We start from the raw sequence: 25456 nt of genomic DNA, 5'->3' as shown, positions 1-25456 counted from the left end.
GAACAGCACCGGATCGCCGCCGCCGCCCGGCTCGAAGAACGAGGTGCCGAAATTGCGGTCCATGATCAGCATGGTGATCGCGCCCGCGAGCACCGGAATCGCCAGCAGCAGCAGGAACGCGGTAACCAGGATCGCCCACACGAACAGCGGCATCTTGTGCATCGTCATGCCGGGGGCGCGCATGTTCAGGATGGTCGCGATGAAGTTGATCGCGCCAAGCAGCGAGGAAATCCCGGCCAGATGCAGCGAGAACAGGGTGAAATCGACCGCCGGCCCAGGCTGGTAGGTGATGTCGGACAGCGGCGGATACAGCGTCCAGCCGATCCCCGAACCCGCGCCCACCATCAGGCCGAGATTGACGAAAATGAAGCCCATGAACAGGAACCAGAAGCTCATGTTGTTGAGCCGCGGGAACGCCATGTCCGGCGCGCCGATCATCATGGGCACGAACCAGTTGCCGAACCCGCCGATCAGCGCCGGCATCACCATGAAGAAGATCATCAGCAGCCCGTGCGCGGTGACGATCGCGTTCCAGGTCTGGCCCGAGGTGATCAGCGTGTTGTTCGGATGCATCAACTGCATCCGCATGATTTCCGACAGCACCCCGCCTTCGATCCCGGCGATGATCGCCCAGGTGATGTAGAGCGTGCCGATATCCTTGTGGTTCGTGCTCATCAGCCAGCGGCGGACGAACCCCGGATAATGGGCGTCATGCGCATGGGCGGCGTGGGCGTGATCGTGCGAGGCGGCGGTGGACATGGTCATATTCTCCTGGGCACGATGATTAATGGGTAACGGCCGGCGGCGCGGCAGCGCTCGCGAGCGTCACCCCCGGCAGCGCGGCGGCCTTCGCCTTTGCCGCCTGCTCCGCCAGCACTTCATATTTATGCACCTTCGGCACGTTGCCTTGCGCCGCGTCCTTCTTGGCCTCGGCGAGCCAGGCCTGGAACTGCTTCATCGGCAGCGCGACGACCTCGATCGGCATGTCGTCGTGGTTCATGCCGCAAATCTGGTTGCATTCGCCATAATAAACCCCCGGTGCGTCGATTTGAGTCCACTGGTGCCAGATCTGGCCGGGAATCGCATAGCGCTGCACGCCGAGCGAGGGGATGAAGAAACTGTGCAGCACATCTTTGCTGGTGATCTGGAACACCACTTTCTTGCCGGCCGGCAGCACCAGCGGATGGTCGGCGGAAAGCTGGCGGATCTCGCCCGGCTTCAACTGGTTCGGCGGAATCGCGTAGGAGGTGAAATCGACTCCCTTGGCGCCGAGATAGTCGTATTCCCAGAACCATTGATGGCCGATCACCCGCACCGTCATGTAGCGGTGCTTATAGTTGGATTGCTGATAGATCATGTTGAGCGAGGGCACGAAAATCACGATCAGCAGCAGCGCGGGCACCACCGTCCACAGCACCTCGATCACCGTATTGTGCGTGGTGGTGGTCGGCACCGGGTGCCGGGAGGCGTGGAACCGCACCATCACGATGCCGAGCAGCACGCCAACCAGCGCGACCACGCCGAACATGATCCACAGCACGAACTGCATCATCCAGTCGATGGCCTTCTGGATCGGGCTCGCCGCCGGCTGGAACCACCACTCCCACGGGCGCGGCGCATGGATCGGAAACCCGGCGCTGTTCTTCGGAAATTCGGCGGCGAGTGCCGGATGCGCCGCCGCGACGAGCGCCGCCGCACCAAGGCCGAAAATCAAAAACCCATGAGATCGCTTCATCAATATCGCCGCTTCCGTGTCGTTTTCCGTGTGATCGTGGTCAGGGTCCGCGCGGCCGGATCATTACACGGGGGACACGCGTATTCCAAAGCACCGATATAACAGGCTCGCCGCCCGATCAAGGCGCGAATGCGCGACTGGCCGGGCCGGTCAGTCCGCCCGGTGGTTCACCAGGGAAACCAGGCGGAACAGGCCGAGCGGGCGCATTTTCTCGACCGCCAGACCCTGCGCCTCCTCGGGCGGCAGCAGCCGGTCGATGGTGAAATCCGGGTGCCAGCCCAGCGCGCGCGACGCCGGCGCCATCGCCCGTTCGATCCAGGCCACCGGCCCGGACTCCATGGCGAAATGATTGACGAACAGAATGGTGCCGCCCGGCCGCACCACGCGCCTGAGTTCCCGCGCCAGCGCGCGCGGATGCGGCACCACCGAGGCGACGAACATCGCCACCGCGATGTCGAATCGGCCATCCTCGAACCCGGTATCCTCGGCATCGAGTTCGAGCAGTTGCTCGACATGGGACAACCCCTGCCTGCGCACCCGCGCATGGGCGCGGTCGAGCATTTCGGCGGAAAGATCGATGCCGGTAATCCGCTTCGCGCGCTGATACAGCGGCAGCGCGAGCCCGGTGCCGACGCCCACCTCCAGCACCGCATCGCCCGGCGCCGCATTGACCGCCGCCACTGCGGCACGCCGCGCGGGTGCCGAGATCGCGCCGAACGCCGCATCGTAGATGCCGGCCCAGCGGCGATAGGCCGCACGCACCGCATCGGCGTCGAGGCTGCCATGCGATGTCCGGGTTTCGGCCTGAGCCGTCTTGTAGGTCTCGCTCATGAACGCGTCGGTCCCCCGAGGCCGGCCTGCCCGATGGCCGTATCCGTTATGGCAGATATGCCCTCACGAGCGCGTGGGCACTCAGCCGTTGTGGGGGACGATGCCGCCGGACGCAAGAGGTAACCCACAAATCGCCGGCAGAACGCTGCGCACTCCCGGACAAAATCCCGGTCCCACGACCGTCATTGCTTCGGCCGCGCCCCACAATACGATCCCTTCGATCAAATCAGGGCAACCCCATCACACGAGCAATCCAGCGCTCCGGCATCACGGAACGGGAAGTACGAAATCTATTCTCGCGTCTGCACATTATCAAACCGCGGCGAGTGCAGCCGCGCGAAGGCCCCGCGCAGCGCCTCGGCCAGATCGCGCCGCTCCGCCTCGCCCAGATCGGCCCCCACGATATGCCGCGCATCCCGGTTCACGATGGTGACGATCGGGTTGCTTCCGGCATTCTCCTCGATCTGCACCCGCAGCCACGCCGGCGCCATCGTCACCACGCTGCGCCGCCCGCGCGGCGTCGTCCGGGTGATCGTCAATCCATCATTGGTCAGCAGAATCACCTCGGAGGCCCGCGCCGCCCGCATATTCATCGCGTAGAGCGTGATCGCCAGGATCAGATCGGCGCCGTTGAACCCGATCACCGGAAACGCGCCGAGCACATACATCAGGCTGGTCACCAGCAGCGATCCCGCCGCCATCAGCCCGAACACGACGAACATGCCGCGCCGGCCCATGCTCCGATACGGCGTCAGCACCGCCTGGAAAATCGGCGGCGCGGCGATGGCGTGCTCGATCGTCTCGGCCATGATCCTATTTTTGCTCCCGATCGCCGCTCCGCAAGGGAAAACATCCCTTGCCAATAGCCCCGCCGGTCCGCACAACCACGGAATGAGCGGTGCCGGAACGAAACAGCCGAAACGGATGAAACGCGCGGATATCGCGCCCTTCCTTCGCGCGATCAGCGCCGGCAACCCCACCCCGCGTACCGAACTGGTCTATTCGACCCCCTTCACCCTCCTGGTCGCGGTCGTTCTCTCCGCCCAGGCCACCGACGCCGCGGTCAACAAAGCCACACCATCGCTGTTCGCCGAAGCCTCCGACCCGGATTCGATGGCCAAACTCGGCGCCGACGGCATCGCCCGGCACATCCGCTCCATCGGCCTTTGGCAGGCCAAGGCGAAAAACCTCGCCGCCCTGTCCCATCTCCTGATCCAGCGCCACGGCGGCGACGTGCCGCCCGACCGTGACGCTCTCGAAGCCCTGCCCGGCGTCGGCCGCAAAACCGCCAATGTGGTGCTCAACGAAATCTTCGGTCATCCGACCATGGCGGTCGATACCCACATCTTCCGCCTCGGCAACCGCACCGGAATCGCCCCCGGCAAAACCGTCCGGCAGGTGGAAGACGGCTTGATCGCCCGCATCCCCAAGGACATGCTGCGTCCCGCGCATCACTGGCTGATCCTGCACGGCCGCTACCTCTGCAAAGCGCGTAAACCCGAATGCTGGCGCTGTCCGGGCGCCGAATGGTGCGTTTTTACCCCGAAAACCCAACCGCCGATCACCCAAGGGCAGGTACCATGACCGAGACCGCACAGAACTACCGGCTGGCGAAATCCCTCGGCCTCATCGCCATCGTCGCCTCCGCCGTCACCCAGGAATACGGCGCCGGAATCAATTTCGTGGTCACCCAGAGCATCGGCGTCTATCCCGCCATCGGCGATCTCGTGCCGCTCGCCATGTTCGTCACCGGCATCGTCATCTTTCTCAAGGTCGATCTCTATGCCCGCTTCTCGCGGGCCATGCCGCGCGCCGGCTCCTCCTATGTCTGGACCGTGCGCGCGCTGAACCTGCCGCTCGGCTTCATCCTGCATTTCGTCTGGTGGGCGAGCATCACCGCCGCGATGGGCTTCATCGCCTTCGCCTTCGGCACCTTCCTCGGTAACGCCCTGATCTCGGCCGGCATCCCGGCGGGCCATACCATCCTCACCAGACCGGGCCACGTCCTCATCGGCCTCGCCGCGATCTGGATCGTCTATTCCGTCCACGTCGCCGGCGTGCGCGACTACGGCCGCTTCGTCACCCTGCTTCTCATCCTCGTCGCCCTTGCCGCACTCGCCGTCTGCATCGTCGGATTTTCCACCGCCCCGGCCGATTTCATCGGCGGCGCCGTGTCCCGCACCGGCATCGCCATCGCCGCCCCCATCCACCCGATGCCGTTCAGCCCGCACGCCTTCCTCGCGGTCTGCACCCTGTTCATCTTCGCCTATGGCGGATTATCCGCCGCCCCCGCGCTCTCCGGCGAAACACGGGACGCCAGCACCACCATGCCGCGCGGCATCGTGCTCGCCTGGATCGCCTCGGTGGTTCTGTTCACCCTGGTTGCCGCCGCCCTGTTCCACGCCGTGCCCTGGTGGGCAGCAGCCGCGCTGATCCACGGCAAACATGCCGCGCTGGTCACCGCACCCGGCATCATCGGCCTCGTCGCGCCGCACGCGCTCGCCGCCGCCCTCGGCCTCGTCATCGCCCTGATCGTCGGCAAGACCCTGGCGCCGCAGATGGTCGTCACCTCCCGCATGGTGTTCGCCTGGGCGGAAGACGGGCTGATCCCCGCCATCTTCGTCAACACCTCGCGCCGCCGCGCGCCGGTCGCCGCCCTCACCCTCACCGCCATCCTCGCCTCGCTGTTTCTGCTTCAAGCCACCTATATCGGCTGGGCCTTCGGCGTGGTGGACCGCTCGATCACCATTCTCCTCGTCTGGCTCGCCGTTGCCGTTGCCGCCCTGAATTTGCGTCTCAACCCGCGCTTCGCGGCCACCTCGTGGGCGCAACCCTTCCGCACCAACCCCCTCGTCACCCCGGTCGCCATTCTCTCGATCATCGTCACCGTCACTCTGATCCGCTCGGTGATCGTCCTTCCGCACGCGCCGATCTACGTGCAGCCCCTATTCCAGGGCGCCGTCATGGCCGCCATCGGCGCCGCACTCTATCTCCGCGCCAAACTCGCCAACCCGACCCTGTCCATCGCCACCGCAACCCTCCCCCTCGAATGACCGCCCCTTTCGCATCGTACCCCGACGCCATATACGATCCACCATGCGGACCGGCCTTTCCTTCGTGAAGATGCACGGCGCGGGCAACGACTTCGTCGTGCTCGATACCCGCACCCATGCCCTCGCGCTCACCCAGGCCCAGGCCACCCGCCTGGCCGACCGCCGCATCGGCGTCGGCTGCGACCAGATCATCCTGATCGAGCCCGACGATACCGCCGACGCCTTCATGCGCATCCTGAATGCCAACGGCTCGGAATCCGGTGCCTGCGGCAACGCGACGCGCTGCGTCGCCGCCCTGCTCGCCGCCGAAACCGGCACCCGCTCGCTCACCATCCGCACCAATGCCGGACCGCTTCCCGCCGTCATCAAGGGTCCGAATGTGGTCGAGGTCGACATGGGCAAGCCGCGCCTGGACTGGGATGAAATCCCACTTTCCGAACCGATGGACACGCTTTTTCTCCGCCTCGCCATGGGGCCGGTGGAAAATCCCGCCGCCTGCTCGATGGGTAATCCCCATGCCACCTTCTTCGTCGACGATCTGAAAAACCTGCCCCTCGCAACCATCGGCCCCGCCCTGGAACTCGCGCGGATTTTCCCCGAGCGCGCCAATATCGGCTTCGCGAAAATCGAAGCGCCAGATCGTATCCGCCTGCGCGTCTGGGAACGCGGCGCCGGTCTCACCCTCGCCTGCGGTTCCGGCGCCTGCGCCGCGCTGGTCAACGCGCATCGCCGTGGCCTCGCATCCCGCCGCGCCGAGATCGAGATGGATGGCGGCATCCTCACCATCACCTGGCGCGAAACCGACGGCCACGTCCTGATGGAAGGCCCGGTCGCCACCGTATTCGAAGGTCATCTCTCGCCTGAACTGCTACCGGCATGACTCTCGACATTCTCACCTTCGGATGCCGGCTCAACGCCTTCGAGAGCGAGGTGATGCGCGGCCACGCCGAAGCCGCCGGCATCGACAACGCCGTCATCGTCAATACCTGCGCGGTCACTGCCGAGGCCGAGCGCCAGGCCCGTCAGGCGGTCCGCCGCGCCCATCGCGCCAATCCCGGCGCCGACATCATCGTCACCGGCTGCGCCGCGCAGATCGATCCCGCCCCCTGGTCCAAGATCCCCGGCGTCACCCGTGTCCTCGGCAATGTCGAAAAACTCGACCAAGCCGCCTGGACATCCGCTTCCCCCCTTCTGGTCGCCGACATCATGCAGGTCCGCCAGACCGCATCCCACCTGATCGACGGGTTCGGCACCCGCGCGCGCGCCTTTATCGAGGTGCAGCAAGGCTGCGACCACCGCTGCACCTTCTGCATCATCCCTTATGGACGCGGCCCGTCCCGCTCGATCCCGATGGGCGCCGTTGCCGATCAGGTCCGCGCCCTCGCCGCCAACGGCTTCGCGGAAGTGGTGCTCACCGGCGTCGATCTCACCTCCTACGGCGCCGACCTGCCGGGCACACCCAAACTTGGCCAATTGGTGCGCCGTCTGCTCGCCGCCGTGCCCGAACTGCCGCGCCTGCGCCTGTCCTCGATCGATCCCGCCGAAATCGACGACGATCTCTGGCGGATGATCGCCGAGGAGCCGCGCCTGATGCCGCATCTGCATCTTTCCGCGCAAGCCGGCTCGGACCTGATCCTCAAACGCATGAAGCGCCGCCATCTCCGCCATCACGTCATCGAAGCCGCCGCCCGCGCCCGCGCGCTCCGCCCCGATATCGCGCTCGGCGCCGATCTCATCGCCGGTTTTCCCACCGAAGATGACACGATGTTCGCAGACACGCTGAGCCTGATCGACGAAGCCGGCCTCGATTTCCTCCACGTCTTTCCCTACAGCGCGCGCAACAAAACCCCCGCCGCGCGCATTCCTGCCCTGCCCATGGCCGAACGGCGCGCGCGTGCGGCGCGTTTGCGCGATGCGGGTCAACGCCGCGCCACCGCACGGTTCCAGGCGGCGATCGACACCACCATCGCCATCCTCGCCGAATCCGAATCCCGTGGTCATGCCGAGGATTTTTCGCCCGTGCGCTTCACCGAACCGGTCACGCCAGGGCAAATCGTCACCTGCCGCGTCGCCCGCGCCGACGCATCCGGCCTGATCGCGGGGGCAAAAATCTGACATGGCTCTTGGATTCTTCTCGCGCCTCAAGGCCGGGCTGTCCCGCAGCACGCAGAAACTCACCACCGGCATCGCCGACACGTTCACCAAGCGCAAACTCGACGACGAAGCACTGGAAGAACTCGAAGAACTCCTGATCGCCGCCGATCTCGGCCCCGCCGTCGCCGCGCGCGTCATCAAGGCCTTCCGCCGCACCCGTTTCGGCAAGGATGTCACCGATCCTGAAATCCGCACCTCTCTCGCGGAAGAAATCGCCGAAATCCTAACACCTGTCGCCAAACCGCTCGCCATCGACCGGAGCAGGAAACCCTTCGTCATCCTGATGGTCGGCGTCAATGGTACCGGCAAGACCACCACCATCGGCAAACTCGCCCAATCGTATGTGGAAGCCGGCCTGAAACCGATGCTGGTCGCCGGCGATACGTTCCGCGCCGCCGCCGTCGAGCAACTGCAAATCTGGGGCGAACGCACGCGCGCTCCAGTCGTCACCGGCGCGCCCGCCGCCGATCCCGCCGGCCTCGCCTTCGACGCCCTTGCCCGCGCGGAACGCGACGGAACCGACATCCTCCTCATCGACACCGCCGGCCGCCTGCACAACAAAGCCGCCCTGATGGAGGAACTTCGCAAAATCATCCGCGTCATCCGCAAGCGCGACGAAACCGCGCCCCATGCAGTTCTGCTGACGCTCGACGCCACCACCGGCCAGAACGCCCTCGCCCAGGTCAAGACCTTCAAGGACATGGTCGATCTCACCGGCCTGATCGTCACCAAGCTCGACGGCTCCGCCCGCGCCGGGGTGGTCGTCGCCCTCGCCGAAGCCTTTTCGCTGCCGGTCCATGCGGTCGGCGTCGGCGAAGGGGCGGCCGATCTCCGCCCGTTCGACGCCACTGAGTTCGCCCGCGCCCTCACCGGAGCGACCACCGACTGACGCTATCCATCATGTCCGAAAATGGCGAGACCGCTTTCGCGCCGCGTGCCATGATGCCGTCATGCATCTCGATCGCGATCTCTGCTACCGCGCCCTTCTCACCCGCGACGCGCGCTTCGACGGGCGGTTCTTCATCGCGGTCCGCACCACCGGAATCTATTGCCGCCCGATCTGCCCGGCCACGCCGCCCAAGCCGGAAAATGTCATCTTCATGCCGAGCGCCGCCGCAGCACAGGCCGCCGGTTTCCGCCCGTGTCTGCGCTGCCGGCCGGAAACCTCGCCCGAACTCGGCGCCTGGCACGGCACCTGGAACACCGTCTCGCGCGCCATGGCGCTCATCGCCGGCGGCGCATTGAACCAAGGTGATGTCGAAACCCTGGCCGAGCGCCTCGGCGTCGGCGGCCGCCAGCTTCGCCGCCTGTTTCGTCAGCATCTCGGCGCCTCGCCCAAGGCGATCGCGGCGGCCCGCCGTGTCAATTTCGCGAAACGCCTGATCGGCGAAACGTCCTTGCCCATGGCCGAAATCGCCCTTGCCGCCGGTTTCGGCAGCGTGCGCCGCTTCAACGACACGTTTCTGCACCTGTTCGGCCGCGGGCCCGGCAGCTTTCGCAGAGCAAAAACAGCTTCGGCAATCGGCACCGCGATCACCCTCAACCTGCCGTTCAAACGACCCTACGATTGGCCGGCGATGATCGGCTTCCTCGCGGCCCGCGCCATCCCAGGCGTCGAATCCGTCCGCCCCGATCGCTACGCGCGCACCATCACCCTCGATGGCGCGACCGGCACCATCGCGGTCAGCCCATCCGCGCAGACCAACGCCCTGACCGCCACGATAAATTTCCCCGCCATCACCGCCCTGCCGGTCATCGTCGAGCGCATCCGCCGCATCTTCGATCTCGGCGCCGATCCTGTCCTGATCGGCGCGCATCTCTCGGAAGACGCGCTGATGGCGCCACGCGTCGCCGCCCATCCCGGCCTGCGGGTTCCCGGCGCCTGGGACGGTTTCGAACTCGCCGTGCGCGCGATTCTCGGCCAGCAGATCACCGTCACCGCCGCAACCAAACTCGCCGGTAAACTCGTCGCCGCTTTCGGCGCTCCGCTCCCGCCACCGACCGATCACCCCGACCGCGCCAATCTTCGCTTCGCCTTTCCGCCACCCGAACGCCTGGCCGGCGTGGATCTCGCGACAAGTCTCCGCATGCCGCGCGCCCGCGCCGCCGCCCTCGCGGCGCTTGCCGAAGCCGCCCTTCGAAACCCCGCGCTGTTCGAGCCGGGCCGCTCGCTCGACGACGCGATCGCCACGCTGCAAACCCTCCCCGGCATCGGCGCCTGGACCGCGCATTACATCGCGATGCGCGCGCTGCGCGAACCGGATGCGTTTCCCGAATCCGATATCGGCCTCCGCCGCGCCCTCGCGACCCGATCGGGCCGCCCGACCGCCGCCGAACTTCTCGCCCGCGCCGAGGCCTGGCGCCCCTGGCGCGCCTACGCCGCCCTCCATCTCTGGGCATCCGCCGCCGCATCCCCACCGGAAACCCGCCATGAACCTCCTGCTCGACCGCATCGCCTCCCCGCTCGGGACAATCCTGCTCGTCTCTGACGGCACCGCGCTCCGCGCCCTCGATTTCGAGGATTACCAGGACCGGATGCACCGCCTGCTGCACCGTCATTATGGCGGCTATACCTTAACATCCGGTTACTGCGGCGCTCGCGATCAACTAGAATCTTATTTCGCGGGCGACCTCGCCGCACTCGACACCATCGCGGTGCAAACCGCCGGCACGGAGTTCCAGCACCGCGTCTGGTCGGCGCTCCGTGCGATCCCGCCGGGCAGCACCGCCAGCTATGGCGACATCGCCGCCCGGATCGGCGTTCCGGCCGCGCGCCGCGCCGTTGGTCTCGCCAACGGCGCCAATCCGGTCGCCATCGTGGTGCCCTGCCATCGGGTAATCGGCGCCGATGGCCGCCTCACCGGCTATGGCGGCGGTCTCCATCGCAAGTCATGGCTGCTCCGTCACGAAGCCGCGATACTGCGATCTTCGGAACCGGGTGCCCGCACTGATCACGACCCGGCACCCGCCAGTATCGCCGCCAGCCCCTCCCGATAGCTCGGATACCGCCAGGATATCCCAAGCGCCGTCTTGGTTTTCCGGTTCAGCACCACCCGGTTCTCCCTCCAGAACGACAGCGCCATCGGCGTCATAGTCTGTTTCGCCGCCTCGAACGAAACCAGCGGGGGCGGCGCGATCCCCAGCAGCGACGCGGCGTGGGCGATCACCTCGGCACTCGGCGCCGGCACGTCATCGGCGAAATTGAGCACCCGCACGCCCGAAGTCGCGGCCGCCATCGCCGCCATGACCCCAAGCGCGATATCCGTCACGTGAATCCGGCTGAATTTGTGCCCCGGTCGGTCGATCCGGCGCGCGGCGCCGGCACGCAGATCGTCGAACGCCGATCGTCCCGGCCCATAAATTCCGGCGAGCCGGATGATATCCACCGCGCACCGATCCCCGAACGACGCCCAGTCCCGCTCCGCCGCGACCCGCCGCCGCGTCCGGTCCGATCCGGGTGCTGCCGCGCTGTCCTCATCCACCGCGCCGCCCTGCCGGTCGCCATACACGCCGGTCGTCGAGCAATAGCCGATCCAGCGCAGCCGCTCCGCCGCCCCGATGGCCGCCCGATACCGCGCCAGCACCGGATCGCCGCCCTCGCCCGGCGCCGCCGTCACCAGAATATGCGTCGCAGCCGCGATCGCCGCCTGCGCCGCATCGAACGCAACCAGTGCGACGCCCGCCGGCACCCGCCGCGTCGCCGGATCGCGCGCGGTCGCGACCACATCCATCCCGGCCTCGCGCGCGGCGACCGCGACCGCCGCGCCGGCATAGCCCAGCCCGGCAATCACCAGTCGATCGGTCATCGCATCCCGCGCCGCCGCGCCCGCGCCGCCGCGATCCGTTCGAGCCGGCCGCCATGCCGGTGCGCCAGCACCATCACGCCGACCAGCACCAGCACCACCGCCGCCGTCACGCCGATCCCAACCGGCCCCGCGACATGCTCGATCTGCTTTCCGAACACATAAGCGGCGCCGCCATAAACCACCGCCCAGATCACGCAGGCGAGACTCTGAAACGCCAGGAACCGCCGCCACTCCATCATCGTCACCCCGGCCAGGAGCGCCGCCAGCGCGCGCAGCACCGCGAAAAACCGGCCGAACACGATGATCTTGCCGCCATGATGCGCGAACAGATACCGTCCCGCGAGCAGCCGCCGCTCGGTCAGTCCAATGCGCGGCCCGTAACGCCGCACCACCGGATACCCCGCCCGCCGCCCGATCCAGTAGCCTGCCACGCCGCCCAGCGTCGCTCCCGCCGCCGCGCTCGCGATCAGCACGACGATGTCGATCCGGTGCGTCGTCCCGGCATAGATCGCCGCCGATACCAGCGCGGTCTCGCCCGGCAGCGGCAAACCCAGGCTCTCCAGCATCACCAGAAGAGCGACCAGTACGCTGCCATAGACGGCGATCCAGGCGGAAAGCTCGTGGTGCAGAAAATGAATCATCGGCGAGACATCGAACCAGTGTTTCTCCCATGTCCCGGCTTCCATCCGGGCGCAAAATCTCCGATAGTCATCGCATGTCCGAGCCCGAAACCGAAATCGACACTCTCGACCGCCTGGAGAACGCGCTGACGCGCATCGCCGCTCATGCGGCGGCGCCGTCGCGGCCGAATCTCGACCGCCAGGAACTCGCGACCGCGCTCGACCGGATCATCGCGACCCTGCGCGAAGCCCTCGCGGCCGCCGACCACCCGGAGCAGACCTGAAATGGCGCAAGTGATGATCCGCATCAACGGCTATTCCTACGCGGTGAGCTGCGAGGACGGGCAGGAAGCCCATCTCGCCGAAATGGCCTCCGAGATCGACAAGCGCATCACCAGCATCAAGGCGATCGGCGGCCAGTCGGGCGAGGCACGGCTGCTCGTGCTCGCCGGCCTCCTGCTCGCCGACGAATTGCACGACATGAAAAGCGACCTCGCCGCGGCGAGAACCGGTAAAACCACCGGCTCGCCCGAGCGCAGCGCACGGCTGCGCCGCATCGCCGCGCGCGCGGAAGAGATTGCGGCGGACCTCGCCGAACACTAAGTTGAACATGCGAAGCTGCCCGGTGCGTCAGGCAAGCGCATCCCCGGGGCCAGTAAGTATCTCCCAGGGAGCTGGCTCTGCCGGAACCGTGGTTCCGGTACTTCCGGCGCCCACCTGCACAAGCAGGCTCTGGGAGGATGACAACGCCAACGGCCAGGGCGGCTTCGCGCTTTCCATCCATGGTTGATCCGGTCCTCGCTGCCGCGAAAGCCGCCGCCCGCGCCGAAGCCATGGCGCGGCGCACCGGCTTCGATCCCGCGCTCGGAGGGCGCCTCGCCGCCATCGTCCTCGCCGAATCCCCACCGCCGCAGGGCGCCATCGTCTCCGGCTTCTGGCCGATCGGCGATGAAATCGACCTCCGCCCCCTGCTCATCGCCCTGCACGCGCGCGGTCACCGCCTCTGCCTGCCCGAAACCGTCAAGCGCGGCAATCCGCTGATTTTCCGGCGCTGGCAGCCGGGCGACCGGCTGATTCCCGGCCGCTTCGGCACCTCCCACCCGGACAGCGAGACGCTGACGCCGGATTTCCTGCTGGTCCCGCTGCTCGCTTTCGACCGCACCGGCCATCGCCTCGGCTACGGCGCCGGCTATTACGACCGCACCCTCGCGGCACTACCCCACGCCTTCCGCCTCGGCTGTGCCTATGCCGCGCAGGAAATCCCCGAGGTTCCCGCCGGCCCGAACGACGTCCGGCTCCACGCCATCGCCACCGAGCAAGCCCTCATCCGCGCCATGGCCGAATCCCCGCGATTCGGCTAAGTGCGCGGCATGGACATCACTCTCATCCCGCGCTCGAAAATCGGCGATATCGGGCGCATCGCCTTCGGCGACCCCACCATCGAAAACCTTGCCTTCGGCGAATCCGACCATCCCCCGCCTGCCGCCGCCATCGAAGCCCTGATCCGCGCGGTCCGGTCCGGCGACACCCGCTATGTCGACAGCCGCGGCCGCGCCACCCTCCGAACCGATCTCGCCGCCTACCTCTCGGCACTCCATGCCACCCCGGTTCCCGAGGACCGCATCGTCGTCACCGCCTCCGGCATGGCGGCGATTTCGGTCGCTTTCGCCGCCATCCTGCGCGCGGGCGATCGCGTGGTCATCCACGAGCCGGAATGGCCCAATCTCGCCGGCGCCGCCCTGGCGCGCGGCGCCACCGTCACCCGGATCGGCCTTGATGCGACCAGCGACGGCGGTTTCCGTCTCGACCTCGCGAAACTCGACGCGGCACTGGCCGGCGCCCGCGTCTTCTGCCTCAATTCGCCGAACAACCCGACCGGCTGGATGGCGAGCCGTGCCGAAATCGCCGCGATTCTCGATCTCTGCCGCCGTCACGGCACCTGGCTGCTCTCCGACGAGGTCTATTCCCGCCTCACTTTCGACGGCGCGGCCGCCGCGCCTTCGCTGCTCGATCACGCCACCCCGAACGACCGCGTGATCGTCGCCAATTCGGTCTCGAAAACCTGGGCGATGACCGGGTTTCGCGTCGGCTGGCTCGTCGTGCCGGAGGGGATGCGCGACGCGATCGGCGAACTCACCGAAGCCACCCATTCCACCGTCGCCCCCTATTCGCAGGAAGCCGCACGCGCCGCCCTCGCCTGCGAGGATTTCGTCGATCGGTTCCGCGATTTCTGCGCCGAAGGCCGCGCCATCGTGCAGGCCGGACTTGCCGGGCTCAACCGCGTCCAGTTTCAGCCTCCGCGCGCGAGTTTCTACGCCTTCGCCCGCATCGATGGCATCACCGACAGCCTCGGTCTCGCGCGAAAACTGGTGACGGAGCACAAAGTCGCGGTCGCCCCCGGCATCGCCTTCGGGGTAGCGGGCGAGGGCCATATCCGCCTCTGCTTCGCCCAGAGCCCCGAAAAACTCGCCCGCGCGATGGATCGCCTGCGCGCCGGCCTCGCGTCGCTCACCTGAATCTTAACGTCCCAGCACCATGATCCGGCCATGAGACATAAGCTCCTCATCGCCGCCCTCGCCTTGCCGCTGATCGCCCGCGCCCAATCGCCCTTGCCCGACCGTGATCTCACCCCAGGCGCCATCAACCCGGCGGTCACCCAATCGACCATCGGCGACACGATCTGCGTGCGCGGCTGGACCGCGCGCATCCGCCCGCCGGCCTCCTACACCGAGCCGCTGAAAAAGGCGCAAATCCGCGCCTATCGCTATACCGACCGGAAACCCTGGCACTATGAGGAAGACCACCTGATCCCGCTCGATCTCGGCGGCTCGCCCACCAACCCGCGCAATCTCTGGCCGGAACCCTATCTCGGCCCGCGCCAATGGGGCGCCTACGCCAAGGACCGGCTGGAAGCCCGCATGGTCCACCTCGTCTGCGGCCATCGCCTCTCGTTGAACCGCGCGCGGGCGATGGTGGCGCGCGACTGGATCGCCGCTTATCGCCGATTCATCGGCCCTCGGCCGAACAATCGGCGCCCGCATGGCTGGCACCGCATCTGGGACTGATCCGCCTATTCCGTCGCCTGCCGTGCCGCGAGGCGCCGGACATCATCCATCGTCGTGCTCGCAAAAATTACCCCGCCGGCGCCGATCGGCAACCCGGCTTCATGCAGCACCGCATTCGTCCAGGTGTTGCAGGTGAACAGCAGATCATAGCGCGGCGTCGCCGCATAGAAGGCGCTGCCCGGATAGAACCCACGCTCCAACCGGACTGGCCGGCCCTCCTTATGGACGAAATCCGCCCACAGCACCCGGTTCAGCCGCACTATCTCCGCGTGCGAGGCGTGCAGACCCACAACATGCCCCGCGCCCCAGGCCAGCGCCGGCGCCGCCCGCAGCCAGGTGACGATGATGATCCCGCGCGACGGCACCAGCCCCTGAAAGAACCCCTTCACATATGCGATTGCCGCATGGTTTTTGGGCATCGCATAGGCGCGCTGGGCGAAGCCGAACCCGACATAGCGCGCGCCCGATATCGCCAGCGCCCGCAATCCGCCTCCCAATGCGCTATCCGGCAGGAAAATCTGGGTATGCCAGCCCACCCCGACGACGAACAGATTAGCCCGCGCAACCTCCGGCGCCGGCGCCGGCGCCTGTGCCGCGCAGCCGCCCAGCGCCAGAACGGCGCAAAAACCTATTTGCCGTAGCGCGCGAGGCTTTCGGTGATCGCCGCTTCCGCTGCCGCGCGGTTCTCCCATCCGGTCACCTTCACCCATTTGCCCTTCTCCAGGTCCTTATAATGGGTGAAGAAATGCGCGATCGCATCGCGCGTAATCTCCGGCAGCTCCGCGACCTCGCCGATGCCGCTCCATTGCGGATGGATCTTGTCGTGCGGCACGCAGACGATTTTTTCGTCCTGCCCGGCCTCGTCCTCCATCCGCAGCAACCCGATCGGTCGTGCCCGGATCACCGCACCCGGCACCACCGAAGCCGGCGTCAGCACCAGCGCATCGGCCGGGTCGCCATCATCGGCCAGCGTGCCCGGAATGAACCCGTAGGCCGCCGGATAGGCCATAGGCGTGAACAGGAACCGGTCCACCATCACCGCCCCGCTCGCCTTGTCCACCTCGTATTTCACCGCCGAGCCCTGCGGAATCTCGATCACCACCTGAATATCGGCCGGCGGCGCCTTTCCTGCCGAAAGCTTCGAGATGTCCATGGCAAAAACCTCCTGAATTGCGTCGGATAATTTCGATCGGGCGCTATCTAGCCGCCCCTTGGCATATTGCCAATCGAGCCGCGTCTCGCCCATACAGAGCCCGTGCGCCGGTAGCTCAATTGGCCCCAGGCGCACCCTATCTAGTGCGCCGGTAGCTCAACTGGTTAGAGCGGACCGCTCATAACGGTTTGGTTGCGGGTTCAAGTCCTGCCCGGCGCACCAATCATTCAGCCCGGCCAAAAAAACTTGCATTAGTCCATATTTGGACTATATCTATCTTAGAGTCCAAATATGGAAAACCGCATGACTTCCCAGAAGCATTTGGCGCTGGCGATCGACCGCAGGAACCTGTCCGGCCCGGCGCTCCGCACATTCTTTCGCATCGCCGAACTCTGGCGCGTTTCGGCCGATCAGCAGATGACCCTTCTCGGCGTCACCAGCCGGTCGACCTTCTTCAAGTGGAAAAAGAGCACCGAGGCGGTCCTGCCGAAAGACACCCTGGAACGCATTTCCTATATTCTCGGAATCTACAAGGCGCTTCAGATTCTGCTGCCGGATGAACGATCGGCCGACGACTGGGTGAAGCGCCCGAACCTGGCCGCCCCGTTCGGTGGAAAATCCGCTCTCGACCGGATGCTGTCGGGCCAGGTCGCCGACCTCTTCGTCGTGCGGCAATATCTCGATGCGCAGCGTGGCGGATGGGCGTAACCATTCCCGTCACCCCGGTCGACTGGACGCCGGGCTGGCGGATCATCCCGAGCCGGTTCCCCCCGATCCAGCTTTTCGAACGGGTGGCCAACCCGGCCGATCTCGACGCGGTTTTCGAAATCGAATCGCTAACCAACCCACGCCTGCGCGACGAAGCCGGCGATATTCGCCTGGTTCCGCCGGAGGGTCGCATCAGCGGTCCAGGTTCGAGCATCGTCATGGCCGCCTTCACTCATCTGAACCCCGAAGGGAGCCGCTTCAGCGACGGAACATTCGGCGCGTTCTACGCCGCGAACGATCTCGATACCGCCATCGCGGAGACGAAATATCATCGCGCGCGCTTCATGCGCGCCACCGACCAGCCCCGCATGGAGCTGGACATGCGGGTCTATCTGGTCGATCTCGCGGCGCGCCTGCACGATCTGCGCGGGTTGCAGGAAGAATTTCCGCTGGTCTACCTCAGCGACGATTACGCGGCCGGCCAGCACCTTGCATCAGCCCTCCGAAACCAAGGCTCGAACGGCATCGCCTATGACAGTGTGCGCCGGCACGGCGGCGAATGCGCCGCGGCCTTCCGCCCGCGGCTGCTCTCGAACTGCCGCCAGGAACGTCATCTCCGCTATGCCTGGGACGGAAAACGGATCGGCGCTGTTTACGAGAAACGAACTCTTGACGGAGAGGCTGGCTGATCATCTTGGCCGTGTTTTTCGTTTAACACGAAATGAGGCGGAATCAGCTCGCTAACCGTGCAACCCTCCATATCCGTGAATCAGCTTATCTTGCGTCCATTTTGGGTCTGGAGCCCACGTGCCGAAACTGTCGATATCCTGAACAAACCAGTTACGGTTCAGCAGATATCGTTCAATTTGTTGATATTTGTGGTCGGTCGAAGGTAAGTGTCTGAAAGCATAACTGACAAGTTTCATTAATGTCTCTGTGTTTTTATCATTAATTAATTTACAAACATTGAATGTTGGTGACGGTAATGTATTCAAAACTGGCTGAGATGCTTGTACCGCATTATAAAACTGCTTCAAATCAAGAATTTGTGCAGAAAGGGTTTGCTTTTCAGGTTCAATTGGAATATGGAGCGCCGCCAATACTGATTTTCCTGAGTCCAGGACCATCCTCCCTGCCGATCTCGTTTTCTGCTCTTGCTTTGCAAGAGCCGAGAGCCACCCGTAAATCGTAATCATATCGTTCCACGTAAGGGGATTTCCAGCCATTTAACCCTCCTTTGCTCTGCCGTTTACGAGGATTGTCGTCAGATCAATTTGCAGGATAGTAGTTTTCATAAACATTGGCTGGGAAATCCATTTTTCCGCACACCCGCCCGCTGTGTCTTTGCGTAGTCGATAACAGCATCGCGACGAGCGACTCCGCCGCTAACGCCGCAGCAGCCGGACCTTCGGTTACAGAAAAACAACAGCCCCCCGCCCCTATGGCGAGGTGATGTAGGTCCGCAGCGAATCCACCTCGAACCGCGCCTCTTCCAGAAGCTGCGCCACCACGTCGCCGATCGTGACGATGCCTTCCAGCTTGCCATCGGTGACCACCGGGATGTGACGGGTCCGGTTCCGGGTGATCATGTCCAGAACGTCGCCGATCCTGTCTTCCATCGCGCAGGTGCTGACCAGCGTGGTCATCAGGCTGCGCACCGGCATGGTCAGCACCTTGGCGCCATGCTCGACGATTCCCCGGATCACGTCGCGCTCGGAGATCATCCCGATCACATGGTTCTCGGCATCGACGACGGGTGTTGCCCCGATCCGATGCGCATGGAGCTGACACGCGAACGCCGCGACGCTCTGGTCCGGCACGGCGGTGACGATGTTGCTGCCTTTTCGTTTCAGAATAGCGGAAACCCTGGTTTCCATGGCCTTTCTCCCGAATCTCGCACGTCGAGCGTGCCTTGAGCATGCGGCGCCATGCATCCCGGTCGGCGATAATCGTCGATCGGCCCGGATGTCGAACGGCCGCCTTCATCGATGACCCAAACCCGGAAGCGCAAACGGACGAAAAACTTCGCGTTAACCGCCAATATAACCCAGCTTAATTGTCTTCCCCTCTCCAACGAACGATTATGGTTATCTAACGTGTCGGCAAAATCTCTGCCGTATGAATGGTTTTCTGATGTGGCATCAATCCAGCCGTGGTTTCGTGCGCCAGTGCGATCACCGGCGTCGGATACACGCCGAGTCCGATCAGCAACACGACCAGAACCGCGAGCGTTAGTCCGCCAGCCCACGACACCCCGGCTTTCGGGGGAAGTGGCTCCGCATCCCGCACCGGCGAGAACAGCACGACGATGATGCGCAGGTAATAATACAGCCCGATCACGCTGCCGATAACCAAGGCCGCGAGCGGCCAGATCAGCAGCGTCCCCACGCCGGAGGTCATCACATAAACTTTCGCGATGAAGCCCATGGTCGGTGGAATCCCGGCAAGCGACAGCAGAAACGCGGTAAACGCGCTCGCCAGCCAGGGCCGGGTCCACATCAGACCGCGATAGGCGTCCAGCCGGTCGGTATCGTGCAGGCTGCCCTGTTGGGACAGCACGGCCACCACCCCGAAAGCGCCGATCGTGGTCACCGCATAGGCCGCGAGATAATAGCTCGCTGCCTCGATGCCGATCACGCCGCCGGCAAGCAGGGCGACCAGAACGTAGCCGAGATGGGCGATCGACGAATAGGCCAGAATCCGTTTGACATTGTCCTGCAGCAAGGCCAGCAGATTGCCGATCAGCATCGACAGGATGGCGACGAGGGCGATCACCCGCAGCAGCGAGGGATCGTGGTAGCCGTCCATCAGCACGAAATAGCGCAGCAGCAGCGCGAACACGCCGATCTTGGAAACCACCGCGACATAGCCGGTCACCGGCGCGGGCGCACCCTCGTAAATATCGGGCGCCCACATATGGAACGGCACCAGTGACAGCTTGAAGCCGATCCCGGTCAGCAGCATCGCGAAGCCGGTATAGGCGTAGATGTCGGTCGGGCCGTGCGCGGCGCTCCAGAGCCGGCCCAGCGCGGCAAACGACATCGTGCCGAAATCGAGATAGATCAGCGCGATACCGAACAGCAGGAACGCCGAGGATACGCCCGCGAGCAGCAGATATTTGATCCCGGCCTCGATCGCGCCCGCCCGGCCGCGCGGATAGGCGATCAACCCGATCAGCGCGATGCTGAGCGTCTCCAACGCGAGAAAGAACGAGGCGAACTGCACGCTCGCCAGCAAAGCGCCGGCCCCGAGGGTGGCGAGCAGCAACAGCAGATAATATTCGTCATACGGTCCGTCATGGGTGCCGTCGAGATAGGCGTGGGACAGCAGCACCACCGCGACCGACGCGACCAGCACGAGTGCGAGGAAGAACAGCGTGAACCCATCGACCAGGAACATCGGCGTCACCGCGACGGGTGCGGCCGGCGCCGCGGCGATGATCGCCGCGAGCGAGGCGAGCAGCCCGATCGCCGTCACCGTCGCGATCATCCGATGATCCCGCCGCACCGCGATCAGCAGCATCACCACCACGATCGCGGCGGACAGCACCAGGAACGGCAGGCTGGCGCGCAAGGCGGGGCTCATCGCGGATCTCCCTCGGCCAGCTTCAGCACGCCATGCGTCGCAGTTTGCAGATTGGCAAGGCCGCCCGAAGCCATGTCGAACACCGGCTGCGGATAGACGCCGAGATAGACGATCGCGACGGTCAGCGCCGCCATCACCGCGAGATGGCGCGCCCGCAGATCCGGCGCCGCCACCGCATCCCGAGGCGGTCCATGGAACGCGCGCTGCACCAGGATCAGCGCATAGGCGGCGGCGGCGATCACGCCGAGCGTGCCCACCACGGCAAACGCCGGATACACCCGGAACGTGCCGATCAGGATCAGGAATTCGCCAATGAAATTGCCGAGCCCCGGCAGGCCGAGCGAGGCGATGGCGAAAAACATCCCGATCGCGGACAGTTTCGGCATGTTCGCCCACAGCCCGCCCATAAGCCGCATGTCGCGCGTATGCAGCCGTTCCTGCAACGCGCCCACCATGATGAACAGCGCGCCGGTGCTCACCCCGTGGGCCAGCATCTGCATCACCGCTCCCTGCAAGGCGAGCGCGTTCCAGGCGAAAACGCCGAGCAGCACGAAGCCGAGATGGCTGACGCTGCTATAGGCGACCAGCCGCTTCAGGTCGTTCTGGCCGAAGGCGAGCAGCGCGCCGTAGATGATGCCGATCACCCCGAGCAGCATGGCGATCGGCGCGAACCGGATCGCGGCGAGCGGGAACAGCGGAACAACGAAGCGCAGCAGCCCGTAGGCGCCGGTTTTCAGCATGATGCCGGCCAGGATCACGCTTCCCGCCGTCGGCGCCTCGGTATGCGCGTCCGGCAGCCAGGTATGGAACGGCACTGCCGGCAGCTTGACGATGAAGGCGATGAAGAACCCGAGCATGATCCACATTTCGGTCGACGGGCTCATCCGCGTGCCGAGCAGCCGGAAATAGTCGAAGGTCAGGGTGCCGGTGGTTCGCTGATGCACGAAGACCAGCGCCAGAATCGCCAGCAGCATCAGCAATCCGCTGCCCTGGGTGAACAGAAAGAACTTGATCGCCGCATAAATCCGGTTCTCGTGCCCCCACAGCGCGATCAGGAAATACATCGGCACCAGCATGATTTCCCAGGCGAAGAAGAACAGGAACAGATCGAGCGCCAGAAATACCCCGATGGTCCCCGCGATGGTCCAGAGCAGGTTGAAATGGAACGCCCCGACCCGCTCGCCGATCTCAGTCCAGGAAATCACCACCGAAACGAATCCAAGCCCGATGGTCAGCAAAATCAGCAGCAGGCTCAGCCCGTCGAGGCCGAGCCGCAGGCTGATGCCGAGTTGCGGAATCCAGGGGGCGTCGAACATCGCGATCCAACGTCCGCCGCCGGTGATCTCGATCGGGCCGGCGTGACGCAGCCACACCAGCAGCAGAACCAGCAGGTCGAGCGCCATGGCGATGAGCGAAACCCAGCGCGCGGCGGCGGCGCGCAGCCGTGCGGCAGGCCAGGCGAGCAGGCCGCCGAGCAGCGGGATCAGGATCAGCCATACCAGCATCATCGGATCACCGCGACGGCAATGGTGAGGATCGACCCGGCGGCGAGCCAGCCGGCATACCATCGGATTCGCCCGGTCTGGGTCAGCTTGAGCAGGCGGTGCAGCCCCCGGCTCGCCTCCGCGATGCCGGTATAGACATCGTCGATCGCATCATGCCGGTTGATCCGCACCACATAGAGGAACGGCCGCACGACCAGCCGGTCATACACGACATCGAACCCCCAGCCGGACAGGAAGAACGCGCGCCACGCGACAACGGAAGGCGTTTGCGTCCATGCCGCGAAACGCGGCGCCGGACGCATGTAGAGCAGCCACGCAAGCCCGACGCCCGACAGCGACACCAGAGAGGCGAACACCAGCAGCGCGGTTTCCGTGGCACCGGCGGCAAGCGGCGCCGGCCCGAACACGCTGCCCATGAATCGTGAGAATATCGTGACGCCGCCAAGCCCGTTCGGCGTCTCGACGAAACCGCCGATCACCGCGAGCACCGAAAGCACCGCGAGCGGCAGCACGATCCGTATCCCGTAGCGCCCGACGATCGGCGTCTTGGCCTCGCCGAAGAACACGATGAACACCGCGCGAAAAATATACAGCGCGGTGACGAACGCGGTGACCAGCCCGGCGGCCCACAGAATCGGCACCGCGCCGCCATGCGCCCAGGTTTCCGACAGGATCATTTCCTTGCTGTAGAAACCGGCCGTCACCAGCGGCAGCGCGGCGAGCGAGGCACTGCCGATCAGGAAACTCCAGAACGCCACCGGCAGTTTTTTGGCCAGCCCGCCCATGCGGAAAATATCGTGCTCGTGGTGCTCCAGCCGCATGGTGATCGCTCCGGCGGCAAGGAACAGCAGCGCCTTGAAGAACGCATGCGCCATGAAATGAAAGATCGCCGCGGTCCACGCCCCGACCCCGAGGGCAAGGAACATGTAGCCGATCTGGCTGACCGTCGAATAAGCCAGGATGCGCTTGATGTCATGCTGATTGAGCGCGGCGAAGGCGGCGACGAACAGTGTGGCGGCGCCGATCGCCGCGACCGTCATCTGAATCGCGGGTGCGAGCATATACAGCCCGTGCATCCGCGCGATCAGGTAGACGCCGGCGGTCACCATGGTGGCGGCATGGATCAGCGCGCTCACCGGCGTCGGCCCGGCCATCGCGTCGGGCAGCCAGGTCTGCAGTGGGATTTGCGCGGATTTGCCGAGCGCGCCGATCAGCAGCAGCGCGGTGGCAAGCGAGGCGATCGCCGAACCATGCGGCCAGACGCTTGCGGCACGGTGCAGCAAAGGTTGGATATCCAGCGTGCCGAGATGGGTGAACAGAACGAACAGCCCGATCATCAGCCCGGTGTCGCCGATTCTGGTGACGATGAACGCCTTGCGCGCGGCAAGCCCGTTGGCCGCATCCTGATACCAGAACCCGATCAGCAGATAGCTGCACAGGCCGACTCCTTCCCAGCCGACATACAGGAACAGCAGATTGCTCGCGAGCAGCAGCACCAGCATCGCCGAGACGAACAGGTTCATATAGGCGAAGAACCGGCTATAGCCTTCGTCGCCCGCCATGAACTCGGTCGAGTAGAGCAGGATCAGAAACCCCACGATGGTGACCACCAGCATCATCACCAGCGACAGCGGATCGAGATAGAGCCCGACCGCCGGCCTGAACCCGCCGATCGCGATCCATCGCCACAATATCTCGGTGAATGCGTGCCCGCTTGGCGGCGCCGCCATGAACCCGATGCCGATGATCGCGGAGACGATCGCCGACACGGCAACCGGCACCACCCCCACCAGCGCGACCGCGCGGGACGGCAGCCGCCCCGCGCTGATCATCAGGATCGCGGCGCCAAGGAGCGGGAAAGCAGGAACCAGCCAAAGATCGTGGATCATCCTCTCACCCCTGCAACAGATCGGCCGCGTCGGAATCGAGCGTGGTCAGCCGGTGGCGGATGCGAATGATCAGCGCGAGGCCGACCGAAACCTCCGCCGCCGCCAGCGTCAGCACCAGAAGAAACATCACCTGGCCGTCGGGCTGCCCCCAGCGCGCCCCGGCGATGATGAACATCAGCCCCGCCGCATTCAGCATGATCTCGATGGACATCAGAATGAACACGAGATTCCGCCGCACCAGAACGCCGATCACGCCGAGCGCGAACAGCAGCACCGGAAGGATCAGAACGTGATCGAGCGGAATCGTCGTCATTGGCTCAGAGCCTCCCATGCTCGGTATGGGCGAGGCGATAGGCGCCGACCAGCGCCGCGAGCAGCAGCATCGACGCCAGTTCGACGCAGAGCAGATACGGCCCGTACATCGCGATGCCGACCGCCCGCGCCGGAACTATCGCATGATGCGGCTGGCTCATCGTGTTGCTGTCGAGCATATAAGCCAGTTGCGCGGTCAGCAGAATCGCCAGGATCGACGGACCGACCCAGATTTTCGGCTCCATCCACCGCGCCTCGCGCACCGCCGCCGCATCGCCGAGATTCATCATCATCACGACGAAGACGAACAGGACCATGATGGCGCCGGCATAGACGATCACCTCGAGCGCCGCCGCGAACGGCGCGCCCAGCGTGAAGAATACCAGCGCCACCGCGAGCAGCGAGACGACCAGATACAGCAGCGCATGCACGCCGTTCGCCCGCGTGATCACGAGAACCGTGGAGAGCACGGCGATGGCGGCGGAGAGATAGAATGTCGCGTTCATGGCTGATACTTTCTCACGGCAGCAGCGCGCGGGTGTCGATCGGCGGCCGCTCGCGCTCCGCCTCACCCTTGCCCTTGCCCGGTATCGCGAGGCCCGACACCCGATAGAAACTGTAATCGGGATATTTGCCGGTGCCGCTGATCAGCAGATCCTCTTTTTCGTAAATCAGGTTTTCCCGCTCATATTCGCTCATCTCGAAGTCCGGGGTGAGCTGAATGGCATAGGTCGGACACGCCTCCTCGCAAAATCCGCAGAAAATGCAGCGGGAGAAATTGATCCGAAACCATTCGGGATACCACCGCCCGTCCTCTTCGGTCTTCTGCAGGCTGATGCAGTCGACCGGGCAGGCCACGGCGCACAGATAGCAGGACACGCAACGTTCCTCGCCATCGGGGTCGCGCGACAGCACGATGCGGCCGCGGTAGCGCGGCGCGAGATACGGCATCTGTTCGGGGTACTGCACCGTTTCGCTGTGATGAAACAGATGCAGGAATGTGTACCAGAGCGTGCGTATCGAACTCAGCATCGCGGCAG

Annotated in this window: 30 protein-coding genes, 1 tRNA gene and 1 other RNA gene; 16 read left to right on the top strand and 16 right to left on the bottom strand. The window is 65.3% G+C overall.

The window, feature by feature from the left end:
* From L2A60_RS10885 to L2A60_RS10870, 4 genes are all read right to left on the bottom strand, one after another.
* A partial coding sequence (locus L2A60_RS10885; protein ID WP_235704409.1) for a cbb3-type cytochrome c oxidase subunit I occupies nucleotides 1-759 on the bottom strand: 759 nt, incomplete at its 3' end.
* Between the two features lie 25 nt (nucleotides 760-784).
* Entirely contained in the window at nucleotides 785-1735 is a 951-nt protein-coding gene (gene coxB, locus L2A60_RS10880) for a cytochrome c oxidase subunit II (RefSeq protein WP_235704404.1), read from the bottom strand.
* A gap of 150 nt (nucleotides 1736-1885) precedes the next feature.
* On the bottom strand, nucleotides 1886-2566 hold the full coding sequence (locus L2A60_RS10875) for a class I SAM-dependent methyltransferase (RefSeq protein ID WP_235704403.1): 681 nt from the start codon (nucleotides 2564-2566) through the stop codon (nucleotides 1886-1888).
* A gap of 290 nt (nucleotides 2567-2856) precedes the next feature.
* On the bottom strand, nucleotides 2857-3375 hold the full coding sequence (locus L2A60_RS10870) for a DUF2244 domain-containing protein (protein ID WP_235704402.1): 519 nt from the start codon (nucleotides 3373-3375) through the stop codon (nucleotides 2857-2859).
* Between the two features lie 82 nt (nucleotides 3376-3457).
* Between L2A60_RS10870 and nth the strand changes: the two genes are divergently transcribed.
* From nth to L2A60_RS10835, 7 genes are all read left to right on the top strand, one after another.
* Nucleotides 3458-4150 carry an endonuclease III gene (nth, locus tag L2A60_RS10865; RefSeq protein WP_235704401.1) on the top strand — a complete coding sequence of 231 codons (693 nt, stop codon included), beginning with the start codon at nucleotides 3458-3460 and terminating at the stop codon, nucleotides 4148-4150.
* A complete protein-coding gene (locus tag L2A60_RS10860) occupies nucleotides 4147-5619 on the top strand; it encodes an APC family permease (protein ID WP_235704400.1) in 1473 nt (490 codons plus the stop codon). Before nth ends, L2A60_RS10860 begins: the two co-directional genes overlap by 4 nt.
* A gap of 43 nt (nucleotides 5620-5662) precedes the next feature.
* Entirely contained in the window at nucleotides 5663-6499 is an 837-nt protein-coding gene (gene dapF, locus L2A60_RS10855) for a diaminopimelate epimerase (protein ID WP_235704399.1), read from the top strand.
* Nucleotides 6496-7734 (top strand): tRNA (N(6)-L-threonylcarbamoyladenosine(37)-C(2))-methylthiotransferase MtaB, encoded by a 1239-nt coding sequence (mtaB, locus tag L2A60_RS10850; protein ID WP_235704398.1) that lies wholly within the window; start codon nucleotides 6496-6498, stop codon nucleotides 7732-7734. Before dapF ends, mtaB begins: the two co-directional genes overlap by 4 nt.
* A 1-nt stretch (nucleotide 7735) precedes the next feature.
* Complete coding sequence (gene ftsY, locus L2A60_RS10845; RefSeq protein ID WP_235704397.1) at nucleotides 7736-8662, top strand: signal recognition particle-docking protein FtsY; 927 nt, start codon at nucleotides 7736-7738, stop codon at nucleotides 8660-8662.
* A gap of 61 nt (nucleotides 8663-8723) precedes the next feature.
* Nucleotides 8724-10262 (top strand): AlkA N-terminal domain-containing protein, encoded by a 1539-nt coding sequence (locus L2A60_RS10840; RefSeq protein WP_235704396.1) that lies wholly within the window; start codon nucleotides 8724-8726, stop codon nucleotides 10260-10262.
* Nucleotides 10204-10770, top strand: coding sequence for a methylated-DNA--[protein]-cysteine S-methyltransferase (locus L2A60_RS10835; protein ID WP_235704395.1), 567 nt, complete (start codon nucleotides 10204-10206; stop codon nucleotides 10768-10770). The genes L2A60_RS10840 and L2A60_RS10835 overlap by 59 nt, the downstream gene beginning before the upstream one ends.
* Here the strand turns inward: L2A60_RS10835 and L2A60_RS10830 are convergent.
* A complete protein-coding gene (locus tag L2A60_RS10830; RefSeq protein ID WP_235704394.1) occupies nucleotides 10725-11579 on the bottom strand; it encodes a Rossmann-fold NAD(P)-binding domain-containing protein in 855 nt (284 codons plus the stop codon). The two genes, L2A60_RS10835 and L2A60_RS10830, sit on opposite strands and share 46 nt — an antisense overlap.
* Entirely contained in the window at nucleotides 11576-12265 is a 690-nt protein-coding gene (locus L2A60_RS10825; RefSeq protein WP_235704393.1) for a DedA family protein, read from the bottom strand. The genes L2A60_RS10830 and L2A60_RS10825 overlap by 4 nt, the downstream gene beginning before the upstream one ends.
* Before the next feature lie 29 nt (nucleotides 12266-12294).
* On the opposite strand from L2A60_RS10825, the gene L2A60_RS10820 reads away from it, so the two are divergent.
* The 6 genes from L2A60_RS10820 (at nucleotide 12295) to L2A60_RS10795 (ending at nucleotide 15264) form a co-directional block, all read left to right on the top strand.
* Complete coding sequence (locus L2A60_RS10820) at nucleotides 12295-12483, top strand: hypothetical protein (RefSeq protein ID WP_235704392.1); 189 nt, start codon at nucleotides 12295-12297, stop codon at nucleotides 12481-12483.
* 1 nt (nucleotide 12484) lies between these two features.
* Nucleotides 12485-12802 carry a cell division protein ZapA gene (locus L2A60_RS10815; RefSeq protein ID WP_235704391.1) on the top strand — a complete coding sequence of 106 codons (318 nt, stop codon included), beginning with the start codon at nucleotides 12485-12487 and terminating at the stop codon, nucleotides 12800-12802.
* Between the two features lie 9 nt (nucleotides 12803-12811).
* A non-coding RNA gene (gene ssrS, locus L2A60_RS10810) (6S RNA) lies at nucleotides 12812-12971 on the top strand.
* 10 nt (nucleotides 12972-12981) lie between these two features.
* Entirely contained in the window at nucleotides 12982-13560 is a 579-nt protein-coding gene (locus L2A60_RS10805; RefSeq protein WP_235704390.1) for a 5-formyltetrahydrofolate cyclo-ligase, read from the top strand.
* A 9-nt stretch (nucleotides 13561-13569) separates the two neighbouring features.
* Entirely contained in the window at nucleotides 13570-14715 is a 1146-nt protein-coding gene (locus L2A60_RS10800; protein ID WP_235704389.1) for an aminotransferase class I/II-fold pyridoxal phosphate-dependent enzyme, read from the top strand.
* Nucleotides 14716-14745: 30 nt separating this feature from the next.
* The gene (locus tag L2A60_RS10795) at nucleotides 14746-15264 is read left to right on the top strand and encodes a hypothetical protein (protein ID WP_235704388.1); all 519 of its coding nucleotides are present in this window, start codon (nucleotides 14746-14748) and stop codon (nucleotides 15262-15264) included.
* 5 nt (nucleotides 15265-15269) lie between these two features.
* Here the strand turns inward: L2A60_RS10795 and L2A60_RS10790 are convergent, their stop codons facing one another.
* Complete coding sequence (locus L2A60_RS10790) at nucleotides 15270-15974, bottom strand: DUF2459 domain-containing protein (protein ID WP_235704387.1); 705 nt, start codon at nucleotides 15972-15974, stop codon at nucleotides 15270-15272.
* The gene (ppa, locus tag L2A60_RS10785; RefSeq protein WP_235704386.1) at nucleotides 15893-16417 is read right to left on the bottom strand and encodes an inorganic diphosphatase; all 525 of its coding nucleotides are present in this window, start codon (nucleotides 16415-16417) and stop codon (nucleotides 15893-15895) included. Before ppa ends, L2A60_RS10790 begins: the two co-directional genes overlap by 82 nt.
* Nucleotides 16418-16562: 145 nt before the next feature.
* Between ppa and L2A60_RS10780 the strand changes: the two genes are divergently transcribed.
* The 3 genes from L2A60_RS10780 to L2A60_RS10770 all read left to right on the top strand — a co-directional run bounded on the left by L2A60_RS10780 (nucleotide 16563) and on the right by L2A60_RS10770 (nucleotide 17814).
* A tRNA-Ile gene (locus L2A60_RS10780) sits at nucleotides 16563-16639 on the top strand.
* 81 nt (nucleotides 16640-16720) lie between these two features.
* Nucleotides 16721-17125: an MbcA/ParS/Xre antitoxin family protein gene (locus L2A60_RS10775; RefSeq protein WP_235704385.1), complete on the top strand. Its 405-nt coding sequence runs from the start codon at nucleotides 16721-16723 to the stop codon at nucleotides 17123-17125.
* Nucleotides 17116-17814 (top strand): RES family NAD+ phosphorylase, encoded by a 699-nt coding sequence (locus L2A60_RS10770; protein WP_235704384.1) that lies wholly within the window; start codon nucleotides 17116-17118, stop codon nucleotides 17812-17814. Before L2A60_RS10775 ends, L2A60_RS10770 begins: the two co-directional genes overlap by 10 nt.
* Before the next feature lie 51 nt (nucleotides 17815-17865).
* Here L2A60_RS10770 and L2A60_RS10765 read toward each other — a convergent pair whose 3' ends face one another.
* The 8 genes from L2A60_RS10765 to nuoI all read right to left on the bottom strand — a co-directional run bounded on the left by L2A60_RS10765 (nucleotide 17866) and on the right by nuoI (nucleotide 25448).
* The gene (locus tag L2A60_RS10765) at nucleotides 17866-18351 is read right to left on the bottom strand and encodes a hypothetical protein (RefSeq protein ID WP_235704383.1); all 486 of its coding nucleotides are present in this window, start codon (nucleotides 18349-18351) and stop codon (nucleotides 17866-17868) included.
* A gap of 213 nt (nucleotides 18352-18564) precedes the next feature.
* Entirely contained in the window at nucleotides 18565-19002 is a 438-nt protein-coding gene (locus L2A60_RS10760) for a CBS domain-containing protein (protein WP_235704382.1), read from the bottom strand.
* Between the two features lie 214 nt (nucleotides 19003-19216).
* On the bottom strand, nucleotides 19217-20710 hold the full coding sequence (locus tag L2A60_RS10755) for an NADH-quinone oxidoreductase subunit N (protein WP_235704381.1): 1494 nt from the start codon (nucleotides 20708-20710) through the stop codon (nucleotides 19217-19219).
* Nucleotides 20707-22218: an NADH-quinone oxidoreductase subunit M gene (gene nuoM / locus L2A60_RS10750; RefSeq protein WP_235704380.1), complete on the bottom strand. Its 1512-nt coding sequence runs from the start codon at nucleotides 22216-22218 to the stop codon at nucleotides 20707-20709. The genes L2A60_RS10755 and nuoM overlap by 4 nt, the downstream gene beginning before the upstream one ends.
* Complete coding sequence (gene nuoL / locus L2A60_RS10745) at nucleotides 22215-24104, bottom strand: NADH-quinone oxidoreductase subunit L (protein ID WP_235704379.1); 1890 nt, start codon at nucleotides 24102-24104, stop codon at nucleotides 22215-22217. The genes nuoM and nuoL overlap by 4 nt, the downstream gene beginning before the upstream one ends.
* Before the next feature lie 4 nt (nucleotides 24105-24108).
* A complete protein-coding gene (nuoK, locus tag L2A60_RS10740; RefSeq protein WP_235704378.1) occupies nucleotides 24109-24417 on the bottom strand; it encodes an NADH-quinone oxidoreductase subunit NuoK in 309 nt (102 codons plus the stop codon).
* Between the two features lie 4 nt (nucleotides 24418-24421).
* Nucleotides 24422-24922, bottom strand: coding sequence for an NADH-quinone oxidoreductase subunit J (gene nuoJ, locus L2A60_RS10735; RefSeq protein ID WP_235704377.1), 501 nt, complete (start codon nucleotides 24920-24922; stop codon nucleotides 24422-24424).
* 13 nt (nucleotides 24923-24935) lie between these two features.
* Nucleotides 24936-25448 (bottom strand): NADH-quinone oxidoreductase subunit NuoI, encoded by a 513-nt coding sequence (gene nuoI, locus L2A60_RS10730; protein ID WP_235704376.1) that lies wholly within the window; start codon nucleotides 25446-25448, stop codon nucleotides 24936-24938.
* Nucleotides 25449-25456: the final 8 nt, after the last annotated feature.

Origin of the sequence: Acidiphilium iwatense, from assembly GCF_021556475.1 — a bacterium.
In the GTDB taxonomy this organism is placed as follows: Bacteria; Pseudomonadota; Alphaproteobacteria; order Acetobacterales; family Acetobacteraceae; genus Acidiphilium; species Acidiphilium iwatense.
The sequence above is the reverse complement of the archived record's forward strand: the minus strand, read 5'-3'. Positions and strand labels throughout refer to the sequence as shown.